We start from the raw sequence: 14,315 nt of genomic DNA, 5'->3' as shown, positions 1-14,315 counted from the left end.
ATTCATTATTACCATCTTTTAGTCAATATAAATTATATACATAACTTTAATTTTAATAGCTTTGTGTATAAACTGCAGTATATTTAATGAAATTCTTTAAAGTTATTAACCATGTTCAAATATTACCTCGTTGGGTTATATTTTTCTTAGACTTAAGTTCAGCAATTATTGCTTTTTTAATTGCTTATTATCTTTATCAAGATACTAAAAACTTGCCTTTCGATGCAAATGTTTTCGCAACTGATTTCTTATTTTGCATAGGAGTGACTGCTGTATCATTCATCATTTTTAAGCTTTATTCTGGGATTGTTAGATATACGAGTTCAACAGACTCCATTCGTATACTATCATGTAATTTGCTTACTGTAATCATATTATTCGGCATCAAACTATTCGCTTTAGCAGCACGCCTACCATTCAATATTGACACCTCATTTATAATAATCTATTCATTATTACTCTTTGTAGGCTTAGTTGTATATAGAACTTCAATAAAAGTTTTTTTCCAGTATTCAAAGACAGCAAAAAAAATAAAGAAGAATGTATTAATATTTGGAGCCGGTGAATTAGGTATTGCGGTAAAAAGAACATTCGACCATGACTTGACAAGTAACAAAATTATTGTCGGTTTTTTAGATGATAATCCAACTAAACATGGAAAATCTATTGACGGTGTTCGCATATACAAATCAGATAATTTTGATCAAATATTGAATAAAATAGCAGTAGACGAATTAATAATTGCTACGCCATCTTTAATGCCTGAAAAGAAGAGTCAAATTATAGATATTTGTCTTGAGCATAATATCACTGTACTTACCCTACCTCCTGCTAAGCAAATCATGAATGGGGACATATCCCTAAACCAAATAAAGAATGTGAAGATTGAGGATTTACTTGAACGCGCTCCTATTAAAATCAGTAATGATTCAATCCTAGAGCAACTGAAAGGAAAAAGAGTGCTTGTAACAGGGGCTGCTGGATCTATAGGTAGTGAAATTGCGGCTCAAATAAGCAAATATTCGCCGCAGGTAATCATTTTATGTGACCAGGCTGAAACACCGCTTCACAATTTACAGCTTGATTTACAAGAAAAATTTAAAGATCAAATATATTATTCTTTTATTGCTGATGTAAAGAATTATGATAGGATGCGTCATCTGTTTGAAGAGTTTAAACCTCAAATTGTTTATCACGCCGCTGCTTATAAACATGTGCCGATGGTCGAAAATCATCCAATAGAAGGGGTAAGAACCAATGTATTGGGAACAATTAATCTTGCTAACCTTGCCGTAGAATTTAAAGCTAGAAAATTTGTTTTTGTCTCTACTGACAAAGCTGTAAACCCTACAAATGTAATGGGGGCCACTAAAAGAATAGCTGAAATATACGTGCAGGCACTTAATAACAAAATTGAAAAAGAAAATCGAGAGGAGCATACAAAATTTATAACCACACGATTTGGCAATGTATTAGGCTCAAATGGCTCGGTCATACCTCGATTTAGAGAACAAATTGAAAAGGGGGGGCCAGTTACTGTAACTCATCCAGATATCACACGTTATTTTATGACTATTCCAGAAGCTTGTCAACTCGTAATTGAGGCTGGTAGTATGGGAAATGGTGGTGAAATATTCGTCTTTGACATGGGTAAATCTGTTAAGATAGTTGATCTAGCGAAAAAAATGATTAAACTATCAGGCTACGAACCAAATAAAGATATAGAAATAAGATTCACAGGACTACGACCTGGAGAAAAACTCTACGAAGAGCTATTAAATGACCTAGAAAACACATTACCTACGCACCATGAAAAAATCATGATCGCTAAAGTAAGGGAAAACTGTTTCGAAGACGTGAAATCGCAAATTGATTTATTATTCGAAATCGTTAAATCACAACATAATTTAAATATTGTTAGGCAGATGAAAGTCATCGTTCCTGAATTTAAAAGCCAAAATTCAGAGTATGAAACATTAGACCCCCCTTCAATTCCGATAAATTAAGTTGTATCATTTTTGCAATTTATAGATTGGGGTATTGTATTTTTTCAATAAAAGTGTATTTTTGCGTTCCATAGTATTATATAATATAAACTAATGTCAACAAATCTTAATTCAACAGATCAAAAAGGATCTTTTTTTCAAGACAATCAAAAAAGCCTAATTTTTATTTTAGGTGCTATTGTCGTATTAATTCTTCTATATATCGGTTATCAAAAATTATATTTAGCTCCAAGAACAGAGACTGCTGCTAATGCTATGTTCAAAGCAGAAGAATTTGTATTAATTGATTCACTACAAAAGAAAGCTATTGATGGTGATGGTAGTTTTGCAGGTCTAAAAGAAATCGCTGACGAATATTCAAATACTCCTTCAGCTAATATTGCTTATGCGTATTTAGGTGGGCTATACTTACGTCAAGGCAACTTTCAAGAGGCTATAAATTATTTGAAAAAATATTCTGACACGGGCAGTGAAATCGTTGATCCACTTGTGATTGGATTAATTGGTGATGCATATTCAGATAGTCACGATTATAAAAATGCAGCTGATTATTACCAAAAAGCTGTAGGAAAATCAAAAAACTCGTATACAACTCCTCTTTTCCTTAAAAAATTAGGTTTAGTTTACGAGCAATTGAATGAGTACAAAAAAGCTGAAGAAGCTTACCAACAAATCAAAACAGATTACCCGCAAAGTAACGAAGCTTCTACTATTGATGGTCCATTAGCTCGTGTACAAGCAAAACAATAAAAATTGAATTAAAAGTTTTCATATATTAAAGGCTGCTATCAAGCGGCCTTTTTAGTTAAAAAATACATTATGGCAAGCTCATTAAAAAATTTATCAGATTTCTCACATATAAAAGTTCAAAGCGCTTCGGGTCTTCGATTTGCAATTGTTGTATCACAATGGAATGCCCAAGTAACAGGTCCATTATTGAATGGAGCTATTGATGGTATCTTAAATCATGGCGGTCAAGAAGAAAATATTGACATCATCGAGGTACCAGGTAGCTATGAATTGATTTCAGGTGCAGATATTGCATTACGTAATGGTGATTTTAACGCTATAATCTGTTTAGGCTGTGTAATACAGGGAGAAACAAGACATTTTGATTTTATCTGTAATGCTGTCGCGAATGGTATTAGTAATGTCGCTTTGAAATACAATAAGCCAGTTATTTTCGGAGTATTGACAACAGACAATTTAGAGCAAGCTTTAGATCGTGCAGGTGGAAAACACGGAAACAAAGGTGAAGAAGCTGCTATCACAGCTATTCAGATGGCTCACATCAGCTCCAAATACTAATAAAGATAAATCAACAGGGCAAGATATAGATTATATCTTGCCCTGTTAATTTAATCAATACTAAGCTGAGACAACAGTCCAAATCGACCATCATTGTCTATTGTAACCGCTTTTACTTTATCTCCGGATTTCACTTTGACACCTTTTCTTATATCAAATTTTGGACTACTTAATGAGGGAAAAGTCCCATCTACAGTATAGTAAATAGGAAATCCTGGGTATTCAACATTTGCTCTTAATACAAAATTTTCTACTTTAAGTCCGACCCTTGGCAATCGATACTTTATTCGAGCCGAAATAGATGGTAATTCTACTTTCACAACTCGGTTAAGAAAAGCGATATATTCCATGTCAAATTGCGTTTGATCATAAGTTTCTTCGCTTTCATACGAACGACGTTGCGACCAAGCTCTTTCTGCCAAGACAAAAAATCGAGGAAAAACCATATAATCTAATGCGTCATCATCTAAAATTGTTTCTGCAAATAAACCACCCTTTATCCCTTTAAAATTTGCTCTTCCTTTATCATTGATTCGAGTCAACTTATCTAAGTAGCTTTTATCCAATTTCTTGCCACTATAATAGGTATGGATATTTGCAAAATAATCTTCTGGGAAAAGGGAATAAGAATGTTGTAAATCTGCGAAAGTAGCCCATTTGAACCCTGGTTCACGATATGTAGAATCCCACATCATATCAAAATAAAGATTTGAAGAGCTAATCAATACCGTTGGATATCCTGCATTTGCTAGTCGATACACAAGATCATCGTTGCCACCACCGATAATGTTATTCCAGACATCCAATAGCATATTTTGTTTATTCGGCATCTCTGGATTTTCGATCATACCCTTACCTTTATTGACCATACCTATTTCTTCCCAGCCAGCCATTTGCAACCCCTTAGCAAGACATAGTTGATTGATTTTATCAATATAATATGTCCAGACATCATAAACACTCTTTAGCCCTTGCTCACGCATAAGAGCTTTTATTTTAGGAGACTTCTCCCAAACACCGGGCGGCACTTCATCCCCACCTAAAGAAACAGTCTTAAAAGGAACTCCAGCTTCTTGATACATCAGACGAAATTCTTCCAAAACCTTATCTAAAAATCTGTAAACCGAAGGCAATGCTGGATTTAACACATTATCTCCAAAATTCTGTGCAGTATTATAAATTGAAATGTCTTCAAAATCATGTAATAAAAACTCTTCTGCTGCCGCACTGTTTCCCTGACTCATATATTTATTATACCGTGCCTCCATAGCTTTTATAGAAGCTCTTGCATGCCCAGGTGTCTCTATCTCCGGTATGACAGTTATATTTCTCTCTTGAGCATATTTCAAAATTTCAATAAAATCCTCCCGAGTCAGGTATTTCCTTTCGTTATTAATTCCAGAACCATAAGCGGGCATAAGAGAATTTCCATCTAAATATGCAGGAGAGCGCCATGCGCCAACTTCTGTCAGTTCAGGTAAACCAGGGATTTCTATTCGCCAAGCTTCATCTTCTATAAAATGCAAATGGAAAACATTCAACTTATACCTTGCCATCATATCCAAATATTTCATAACAACAGACTTCGATCGGAAATTGCGTGCAATATCGAGCATAAATCCACGATAACTGTAACGAGGTTCATCTTCTACCTCAATACATGGCAAATAATCTACTTTCTTTTGATACTTGCTAGCTCCATCATCATACAATGACCTTATTGATTGTAATGCATAGAATAATCCAACTTTTTCACTTACCTGAATTTCAATTTGATTTGGCTTTATAGATAGTCTATACGCTTCTGCTTCCAAATTAGAATTCAATCGAACTATGAAATTATTTTTTTTCGCATTGAATTGAATTTGTGCTACCCCCTCTAATACTTTATTTATAGGTTGTTGCCAATCTGATGGTGCTTCGACTAAGAATCCTTTATCTAAATCAAAATTACCCTTCATTTCCTTTAAAGATTTTGGCGTTGGAAATATTTTTATTGGCGAATATTCCTTTTGAAAAGATTGATTTTTAGCATATAATTGCTCTAAGTACAATCTGTTACTAATTTCTATCGGCTCAATATCCTCATACTCAACCCTTCCTACGCCTTCAAATTTAGTCTTATCCAATTTGTTTAGAAAATAAAAGCCATTTGGTCGAGTCGATATTCCAACTATTGCAAATTGCGTTTTATATTCAACCACAACTGAATCCTGAGGTGTTATAAACTTTGGTTTAAACTCAATTTTAAACAAATTACCGCTCAAATCGATAAGCTTGTACACTTCTGTATTTGCCTCTACTATAGGATACATCGTGTTAAAAAACAAATCCCAATCCTTCAACGAAAAATTACTTTTCCCATCATTCTTGATGACAATCTGTAAACTCAAATCGTCTTTCCCATTATAAGTAACTGAGGGTTTCCACTTAATTGAAATATCTTCAACTATAGTACCCTGTGCAAAAATTGGATTGATGGAAAACATAATAATTAATAAAAATAGAAATTTATGAATCATGGCCGAATACTTACTCATAATCTTATGTTTATTAGTGTAAATATTCAAATTACTAATTTTTATTCACTTTTTTTTGCCTAACAAAAAATTAAGTCTATATTTGCACACCGAAACAAATAACGGCCCGTTCGTCTAGGGGTTAGGACGCCAGATTTTCATTCTGGAAACAGGGGTTCGATTCCCCTACGGGCTACTAAAAGCGACTTGATAAAAGTCGCTTTTGTATTTTTAACACCTATCACAAGGCAAAAATTCTACCATCATCACGTCCCTTTATATTTAAATATTGACTTATTTTATCAAAGCATTTATCTTGATGATGTATAGACTTCATATCTAAACTGATTGTCTGCCAATTAAGCTTATCACAAACTTAGATTGTCCCATTAAAAACAATAAAAAATATTACCAAAAAGGGACAAAAACTTTACAATCAACTTTATGGAGACACTACAGCTACTATTGCTATCATGCTAACTTCCCTATTTTCCGAATATATTTTCTACCAGTAAATTACTAATATTATTTTCGGGTGTATATCTCATTCAACATTGAATATAGTTTGGGGTGGTCCTCTTGCAATTGCTTTGGTTTTTTGAAAAAATACTCCGATACAACAGCTAAAAACTCAGCATCATTAGTAGCTGCATACTCTCGTATATCAGATTTTCCTTCCCGGATTTGTTTTATTGTTCTGTCCATCTCATGTAACCATGGATTGATTAATTCCTTTGGAATTAAATACTCAGGTACACCATCAATTTCTCCGTCAGCCTTATCAATAAGATGCACAAATTCATGTATTGCCGTATTTCCTTCGAGGTATCGCATAAAGCCAGTTCTTAGCGCTGGTAAAGACAATATCATTTTATGATTCAAAAAACCTGTACCAACCATTCCTGCCACGTTTCTATTCTCTGAAACGGTTCCAAATTTTTCATCAAAAAAATCTGGATAAATTAATACTTCATCCAAATTTTCATAGGCCCAATGATGAAAATGAAACAAAGGAATAGTCGCACTAGCCGCTATTAAGACTTTATCTTCATCTGTAACTACAGCTCCCTTCTCTGGAGAAATTTTGGTTGTTTGCAAAAAATAAATCACACGCTCTCGGAATATTTCTTTATCTGCCAAGTCCAAACGTGTATAAAAACTAACTTTATTTTCCAAAACATCTTCTATAATTATTGGTTTGATGAAATTATCTTTGACAGTATTTTTCTTTCCCACATTTCTAAAAACATAAAAAATAAGCAAAGCAGCTATTACAACAATTATTAATACTATAACATATGGATCCATTTTTATAAAAATTATATACCATTAAGTTAATAAAAAAACAAGAAGGCGCTGTACAATGTACAACGCCTTCTTAATATATAGGATTTGAATAATTATTACATCATTCCGCCCATGCCACCACCCATTGGAGGAGCACCAGCACCAGCATTTTCTTCTGGTTCGTCAGCTAACACACATTCAGTAGTCAATAACATTGACGCTACAGAAGCAGCATTTTCTAACGCTACACGTGAAACTTTAGTTGGGTCGATAACACCTGCACCAATCAAATTTTCGAATACATCAGTACGCGCATTGTAACCAAAGTCAGCAGTACCTTCTTTTACTTTTTGAACGATTACAGCACCCTCAATACCTGCATTGAAACAGATTTGACGTAAAGGCTCTTCGATAGCACGTTTGATAATATCTATACCGATATTTTCATCTTCGTTAGCACCTTTAAGATCTTTTAAAGCTTCTGTAGCGCGAATGAAAGCAACACCACCACCAGCTACGATACCTTCTTCTACAGCAGCACGCGTAGCATGTAGAGCATCATCAACACGGTCTTTCTTCTCTTTCATCTCAACTTCAGTAGTTGCTCCAACATAAAGCACTGCAACACCACCAGATAATTTAGCTAAACGCTCTTGTAATTTCTCACGGTCGTAATCAGATGTAGTAGTTTCAATTTGAGAACGGATTTGAGCTACACGAGCTTTAATATCGTCAGCATTACCAGCACCGTTGATTACAGTTGTATTATCTTTATCAACTACTACTTTCTCAGCTTGACCTAAATCTTCTAATGTAGCATTTTCTAATTTATAACCTCTTTCTTCAGAGATAACCGTACCACCTGTTAAGATAGCGATATCTTCTAACATTGCTTTACGACGGTCACCGAAACCTGGAGCTTTAACAGCAGCCACTTTCAATGAACCGCGGATTTTGTTCACTACTAATGTAGCTAATGCTTCTCCGTCCAAATCTTCAGCAATAATTAATAATGGTTTACCCGTTTGAACTTGTTTTTCTAAGATCGGCAACAATTCTTTCATGTTGCTGATTTTTTTATCGTAGATCAAAATGTAAGGGTTTTCTAATTCCGCCTCCATTTTGTCAGAGTTCGTAACGAAGTAAGGAGATAAGTAACCGCGATCGAATTGCATACCTTCTACAGTTTTTACTTCTGTTTCTGTACCTTTTGCTTCTTCAACAGTGATTACACCGTCATTACCTACTTTTTCCATAGCTTCTGCAATCAATGAACCGATTACTTCGTCATTGTTAGCTGAAATTGAAGCCACTTGTTTGATTTTATTATTATCTTGACCAACAGTTTGTGATTGAGCTTTTAAGTTCGCTACAACCGCAGAAACAGCCTTGTCAATACCACGTTTTAAGTCCATTGGATTTGCTCCTGCAGCTACAGATTTGATACCTGGAGCAACAATAGCTTGCGCCAATACAGTAGCCGTAGTCGTACCGTCACCTGCTTGATCAGCAGTTTTAGAAGCAACTTCTTTTACCATTTGAGCACCCATGTTCTCAATTGCATCTTTCAATTCAATTTCCTTAGCTACAGTAACACCATCTTTAGTGATTGCTGGAGAACCGAATTTTTTCTCGATGATTACGTTACGACCTTTAGGACCTAAAGTTACTTTTACCGCATTAGCTAATGTGTCAACACCTTTTTTAAGTGATTCACGAGCTTCTACATTATATTTTACTTGCTTTGCCATTGTTAATTTTGTTTTTTAAGAATTTGATAATAATAAAGTTAAAATCTAATCCCTTTAAAAGTTAAGTTAATTAAGATAATGTTGATTAAAGAACCGCGTAAATATCTGATTCACGCATGATTAAATATTCTTTTCCTTCATAAGTGATCTCCGTACCTGCATATTTACCGTACAACACTTTATCGCCTACATTTACAGTCAAAGGTTCTTCTGGTTTACCTGAACCTACAGCTACTACAGTACCTTGTGAAGGTTTTTCTTTTGCTGTATCTGGAATATATAATCCAGAAGCCGTTTTTTCTTCTGCAGGAGCAGCTTCAACTACTACTCTGTCTCCAATAGGTTTAATATTTAACGCCATAATCTTATATAGTTTTAATTTTTTGTTATTTGTTATGTGTCCTTAGTACATCATCAACTATGCCAAATAACTTTTAGATTAGTTCCTTGTCATTTTTTCATTTTACGCACAATAATGACACGATTACGAACTGACACAGTGACACCATGACAGCAAATCAACAAAAAAGCCTTACAAAATTTTGTAAGGCTTTATATATTATTTTGCAATAATTTTATTTGCTAGAATCCGGAGCAGTAGTAGTCGGTGCAGCCCCTTGAGTAGGCATTGAATTAAGATTCAATTTAGGCGTTGTAGCCGGTGCTTCTATCTGATCCGATAAACCACCCTTTGACACTGAACCTGACGGACCTAAAATATTAATTCCTAAACTAAATACCATTAATAGAATTACTAATGTCCAAGTACCTTTTTCTAAGAAATCGCCTGTACGCTGTACGCCCATTAAATTACTTCCACCAGCAAAGCCTGATTGTAAACCACCACCTTTTGGATTTTGGATTAAAACGATAAGTGCAAGTAATATACTAACGATAATAATTAAGACGATGAATAATGTAGTCATTTCTTTGTATGCTTTTATTTATGAGTTCTTTTCTAATTCTTGAATACGGGTCGCAAAATACGATTTTTTTTCTGGATATTTCAAAATTAATTTATTGAAAACCTCTTTGGCCTTTAAATACAAACCTTGATCTATATAAATGTTAGCTAAAGTTTCAGTCACAAAGATATAATTATCCTCAGCACTTTGCCTAGCCATATTTTCATTATTAATGTTTTCTGCCGAAAGAGGATGAATAATTGGATCCTTTTGAATAAACCTCTCTATGATCTCAGCTCCCTTTTTTGGAGGAACAGGTACAACAGGTTTCCTTTTTACCTCGTCACTTAATTTTTCTTCTGGATTCTGAAAATGAATAATATTCTCCTTTATCTGCTGATCCAAAATAGAATTTTCTATTACTCCGACGTCAAGCTTAGGTTTTGATTGAATTAATGCATTAGTCGAAACATAAGGTTGATAAGTGTCTGCGTGCTCTAAACGAGTCTTATGCAACCACCAACGAAAACTGTATGGCATCAATTCATCGTTATACAAACTTACATCATCTTTTTCTTGAGTAACTTGAATTTCCTCATTTGAAGACTCTTCAACTTTCTCAAAAGAATCAAAAACGAAATAATTTGCTCCGACACTACCTTCTTGAACCAATCTATCTAACGCTAGACTATCTTCAAGTTCTTCACTATTTTCCTCCTCCTCTTGTACAAACTCCTCTTGCTCCTCCTCTACCGTATCATCATCAAACCCAACATTGCCCTCATCAGTTTCTGCAACGTTATCATAAAGAGGAGTCTCAGTTTCATCAAGATTCTCTTCATCATTTTCTGCAACAACCTCACTACCCCCCTCTCCTACAACAAACTCCACCTCCTCATCTTGCAAGAATTCTTGTGATAAGTCAGAATCTTCAACTGTAAAATTCGTCTTTTCCTCACTTGGAACAAATGATGATGCTGATTCTTCTATAAAACTTCCAACTGGTTTATTTACATAGTTCATTAACCAACTTTCGCTATGTGCATAAAGTAGGGCTAATTCTTTATTAGGCGTTTCTTGATTTAATAGCTTTTTACGACGTTCATAAGCAAACACCAATGGTTGAGAATAAGGATACTTCAATAGCAAACCTAAAAGTTTATCCTCTGTCAATTGCGTAGGATCAATTAACGCCTGTTTGTACAATAAATGATAAGAATTATCCAAGGTAGCTGTCATATTCATTTATTACCAATTTGCAAAAGCTTTATTGTAAATATCTTCTGTTAACATTTTAATTATTTCTGTATTTAGATTTGCTTCATAAGCAGTAACATCTGAACCAGGAAACTCTTTAAACTGCGAAAAACTCTCTTCAAAATCGCTTTCACCAGTTTGATCTAATTTATTTGTGTATTTGACTTTAACAGTAATAGTTAATCTACTATTCTGTGCTCTATCATTATTTCCAGCTCCTACGGAAGCCGGTGAAATGGTATACCCAGTTATTGTGCCCTCGAATATAGCGTCACCATCGGCATTCACTTGACTCAGGGTCGATTGCGTACGTATACGCTCTTTCAAACCTTCGGTAAAGTTTTGACTCAGCGTGGTATACACCATTGGTGCTAAATTTTCAAAATACAAAACCGAATATGTTTTCATATCCTTAGGAATAGATCCTCCTGTAAAACTATATTTTACACCACAACTTACTACTATGAACGATACTAGTATACAAATGGTAATATGTAATTTTAAACGCACACTTTTCATCTGCTAATCTATTCTAAATTTAAGTCCTTAATTTTCCTATACAATGTTCGTTCAGAAATCCCCAACTCTTGAGCTGCCGCCTTACGTTTACCTTTATGCTTTTTCAATGCCTTTTTTATCAAGTCCGATTCTTTATCAACTAACGAAAGAGACTCTTCCACTTCTTCAGCGTCTTGTGTATCCAAAGTAACATAATTTGATGAAGAAGAAGGTGTATTTGCGGACGGATGATGTATAATTGTTGGCGTTACTCCAATCTCTTCACGAGGATACAATTGAGTAGTGACAGGATTTACTTCGTTGTACAGTTGATTTATATATTGCGAATTCTCGTCAAAAGATGAAGGTGTTACTCCATTTTGGATCAATTCGACCACAAGCTTTTTCAAATCAACCATATCCTTTTTCATATCAAAAAGAACTTTATACAAAATATCTCTTTCTGAAAAGTCCTCCTTTGACTGATCTTTTACAAAAACAGGCAACGATGATTTCGACCACTCCGAAGGAATATAGCGTCTTAAAATAGTTGCATCTATCGTTCTTTCCTTTTCTAATATAGCGATTTGTTCGGCAACATTTTTTAATTGACGAATGTTACCAGGCCATGAAAAGTCGGCTAACAATTCTTGTGCTTCAGGTGTTAATTGCACCCCAGGTGTTCTATATTTATCAGCGAAATCTACAATAAATTTACGGAACAAAAGAAAAACATCTTCTTTACGTTCACGAAGCGAAGGAATACGCAATGGAACAGTATTCAGACGATAATATAAATCTTCTCGAAATTTTCCCTTTTGCACCGCGTTATATACATCTACATTCGTAGCTGCTACTACACGTACGTTCGTTTTTTGTACTTTAGATGACCCTACGCGAATGTATTCACCCGACTCCAATATACGCAACAAACGTGCTTGTGTATTCAATGGCATTTCGCCAACTTCATCCAAAAAGATAGTACCACCATCTACGACTTCGAAGTAACCTTTACGTGCTTCATGCGCACCTGTAAAAGACCCTTTTTCATGACCAAATAGTTCTGAATCAATTGTTCCCTCAGGGATAGCACCACAATTTACGGCAATAAAAGGTCCGTGCTTGCGTGTACTTAATTGATGAATAATATGTGAGAAAACTTCTTTTCCCGACCCACTTTCACCTTGAATCAAAACAGAAATATCTGTTGGCGCGACTTGTCTTGCAATATCAATAGCACGATTGAGTAACGGCGAGTTACCAATAATACCAAATCTATTTTTGATGTCTTGAATATCCACAGTTACCTTTCAATTTATAGTTAGTCAACGATTTTACCAATTAAAGTCGCAGAAGTACAGTTTTCGCCTAATACATTAACGTAATCTCCTACTTTGTAACGTGCATCTACAGGGAATACGACCATCGCATTCTGGTCATTACGTCCACAATAGTCTTGATCCGAACGCTTAGAAAAACCTTCGATCAATACTTTGTGCACTTTACCAACATGTTGTGACATACGCTCTAGGCTATGAATCTGTTGTTTGTCCACCACCTCAGTTAGACGTCGCTTTTTAACCTCTTCAGGAATATCATCCTCAAAGCGTTTCGCGGCTAAAGTTCCAGGACGCTCCGAATATGCAAACATATAAGCGAAATCATATTTCACATAATCCATCATAGATAATGTTTCCGCATGTTCTTCTTCTGTCTCTGTACAAAAACCAGTGATGACATCTGTCGAAATCGCACAGCCTGGAATAATTCGGCGAATTGCATCTACACGCTCCATATACCACTCTCTGTCGTATGTACGATTCATGATATCTAAAACACGTGAGTTACCCGATTGTACTGGCAAATGAATATAATTACAGATGTTTTCATATTTTGCCATAATATGCAAAACTTCATCCGTAATATCTTTAGGATGTGAAGTAGAAAATCGAATACGTAATTCTGGACTTACTTGTGCCACCAACTCCAATAAGTTAGCAAAATTAACCGTAGGCAGAGGCTCTTGACCTTCTGCTACGTTTGCTGTGTATTTATAGGAATCAACATTTTGACCCAATAAAGTTACTTCTCTATAACCTGCATTAAATAAATCTTGCGCCTCTTTTACGATTGATACCGCATCACGGCTGCGCTCTCGTCCTCGTGTAAAAGGAACCACACAGAATGAACACATATTGTCACAACCACGCATGATTGAAATAAATGCAGAAACACCATTCGAATTTAAACGAACAGGACTAATGTCTGCATAGGTTTCCTCTCTAGATAACAAAACATTGACAGCTTTATTACCATCTTCTACTTTGTTTATTAGGTTAGGAAGATCACGGTAAGCGTCAGGGCCCACCACTACATCTACTAATTTTTCTTCTTCTAAAAATTTAGCTTTTAGACGTTCGGCCATACAGCCTAACACACCAACGATCAACCCTGGTTTTTTAGACTTTACAAATTCAAATTCCTTCAAGCGCTTACGCACACGTTGTTCTGCATTTTCACGGATAGAACAAGTGTTGATAAAGACTACATCAGCTTCTTTATAATCTTTGGTTGTTTCAAAACCCTCATCGATCAAAATAGACGCTACAATCTCACTATCAGAGAAATTCATCTGACATCCGTAACTCTCAATATATAATTTTCTACCATCAGCTTTCCCTGTAGGAGCCAACTCCACTGCCTCACCTTGGCGAGTCTCATCATGCGTTTTAGTAGTATGTAATAAGTCCAACATAACGTAATATAAAAGAATACAAAGTTATA

The 14,315-nt window shown here is 35.1% G+C and carries 12 protein-coding genes and 1 tRNA gene; 4 read left to right on the top strand and 9 right to left on the bottom strand.

The window, feature by feature from the left end:
- Positions 1–86 precede the first annotated feature (86 nt).
- The 3 genes from IPZ78_RS12830 to ribH all read left to right on the top strand — a co-directional run bounded on the left by IPZ78_RS12830 (position 87) and on the right by ribH (position 3,314).
- The gene (locus tag IPZ78_RS12830) at positions 87–2,006 is read left to right on the top strand and encodes a polysaccharide biosynthesis protein (protein ID WP_225554306.1); all 1,920 of its coding nucleotides are present in this window, start codon (positions 87–89) and stop codon (positions 2,004–2,006) included.
- A gap of 93 nt (positions 2,007–2,099) precedes the next feature.
- The gene (locus IPZ78_RS12825; RefSeq protein WP_225554305.1) at positions 2,100–2,756 is read left to right on the top strand and encodes a tetratricopeptide repeat protein; all 657 of its coding nucleotides are present in this window, start codon (positions 2,100–2,102) and stop codon (positions 2,754–2,756) included.
- A gap of 69 nt (positions 2,757–2,825) precedes the next feature.
- Positions 2,826–3,314: a 6,7-dimethyl-8-ribityllumazine synthase gene (gene ribH, locus IPZ78_RS12820; protein ID WP_225554304.1), complete on the top strand. Its 489-nt coding sequence runs from the start codon at positions 2,826–2,828 to the stop codon at positions 3,312–3,314.
- A 50-nt stretch (positions 3,315–3,364) separates the two neighbouring features.
- Here the strand turns inward: ribH and IPZ78_RS12815 are convergent, their stop codons facing one another.
- Positions 3,365–5,854, bottom strand: a complete 2,490-nt coding sequence (locus tag IPZ78_RS12815; RefSeq protein WP_225554303.1) for a family 20 glycosylhydrolase — start codon at positions 5,852–5,854, stop codon at positions 3,365–3,367.
- A gap of 103 nt (positions 5,855–5,957) precedes the next feature.
- Between IPZ78_RS12815 and IPZ78_RS12810 the strand changes: the two genes are divergently transcribed.
- Positions 5,958–6,029: transfer RNA gene (locus tag IPZ78_RS12810), tRNA-Glu, on the top strand.
- Positions 6,030–6,358: 329 nt separating this feature from the next.
- Here the strand turns inward: IPZ78_RS12810 and IPZ78_RS12805 are convergent.
- The 8 genes from IPZ78_RS12805 to miaB all read right to left on the bottom strand — a co-directional run bounded on the left by IPZ78_RS12805 (position 6,359) and on the right by miaB (position 14,286).
- Positions 6,359–7,069 carry a M90 family metallopeptidase gene (locus IPZ78_RS12805; RefSeq protein ID WP_225554302.1) on the bottom strand — a complete coding sequence of 237 codons (711 nt, stop codon included), beginning with the start codon at positions 7,067–7,069 and terminating at the stop codon, positions 6,359–6,361.
- A 167-nt stretch (positions 7,070–7,236) separates the two neighbouring features.
- Entirely contained in the window at positions 7,237–8,871 is a 1,635-nt protein-coding gene (gene groL / locus IPZ78_RS12800; RefSeq protein ID WP_225554301.1) for a chaperonin GroEL, read from the bottom strand.
- Positions 8,872–8,956: 85 nt separating this feature from the next.
- Positions 8,957–9,232: a co-chaperone GroES gene (locus tag IPZ78_RS12795; RefSeq protein ID WP_225554300.1), complete on the bottom strand. Its 276-nt coding sequence runs from the start codon at positions 9,230–9,232 to the stop codon at positions 8,957–8,959.
- 214 nt (positions 9,233–9,446) lie between these two features.
- Positions 9,447–9,797, bottom strand: a complete 351-nt coding sequence (gene secG, locus IPZ78_RS12790; protein WP_225554299.1) for a preprotein translocase subunit SecG — start codon at positions 9,795–9,797, stop codon at positions 9,447–9,449.
- Between the two features lie 18 nt (positions 9,798–9,815).
- A complete protein-coding gene (locus tag IPZ78_RS12785) occupies positions 9,816–11,021 on the bottom strand; it encodes a hypothetical protein (protein ID WP_225554298.1) in 1,206 nt (401 codons plus the stop codon).
- A gap of 3 nt (positions 11,022–11,024) precedes the next feature.
- On the bottom strand, positions 11,025–11,552 hold the full coding sequence (locus tag IPZ78_RS12780) for an LptE family protein (protein WP_225554297.1): 528 nt from the start codon (positions 11,550–11,552) through the stop codon (positions 11,025–11,027).
- Positions 11,553–11,560: 8 nt separating this feature from the next.
- On the bottom strand, positions 11,561–12,832 hold the full coding sequence (locus tag IPZ78_RS12775; protein ID WP_225554296.1) for a sigma 54-interacting transcriptional regulator: 1,272 nt from the start codon (positions 12,830–12,832) through the stop codon (positions 11,561–11,563).
- A 20-nt stretch (positions 12,833–12,852) separates the two neighbouring features.
- Positions 12,853–14,286, bottom strand: coding sequence for a tRNA (N6-isopentenyl adenosine(37)-C2)-methylthiotransferase MiaB (gene miaB / locus IPZ78_RS12770; RefSeq protein ID WP_225554295.1), 1,434 nt, complete (start codon positions 14,284–14,286; stop codon positions 12,853–12,855).
- Positions 14,287–14,315 lie beyond the last annotated feature (29 nt).

This window comes from Sphingobacterium bovistauri, assembly GCF_020295405.1.
Classification (GTDB): domain Bacteria; phylum Bacteroidota; class Bacteroidia; order Sphingobacteriales; family Sphingobacteriaceae; genus Sphingobacterium; species Sphingobacterium bovistauri.
The sequence above is the reverse complement of the archived record's forward strand: the minus strand, read 5'-3'. Positions and strand labels throughout refer to the sequence as shown.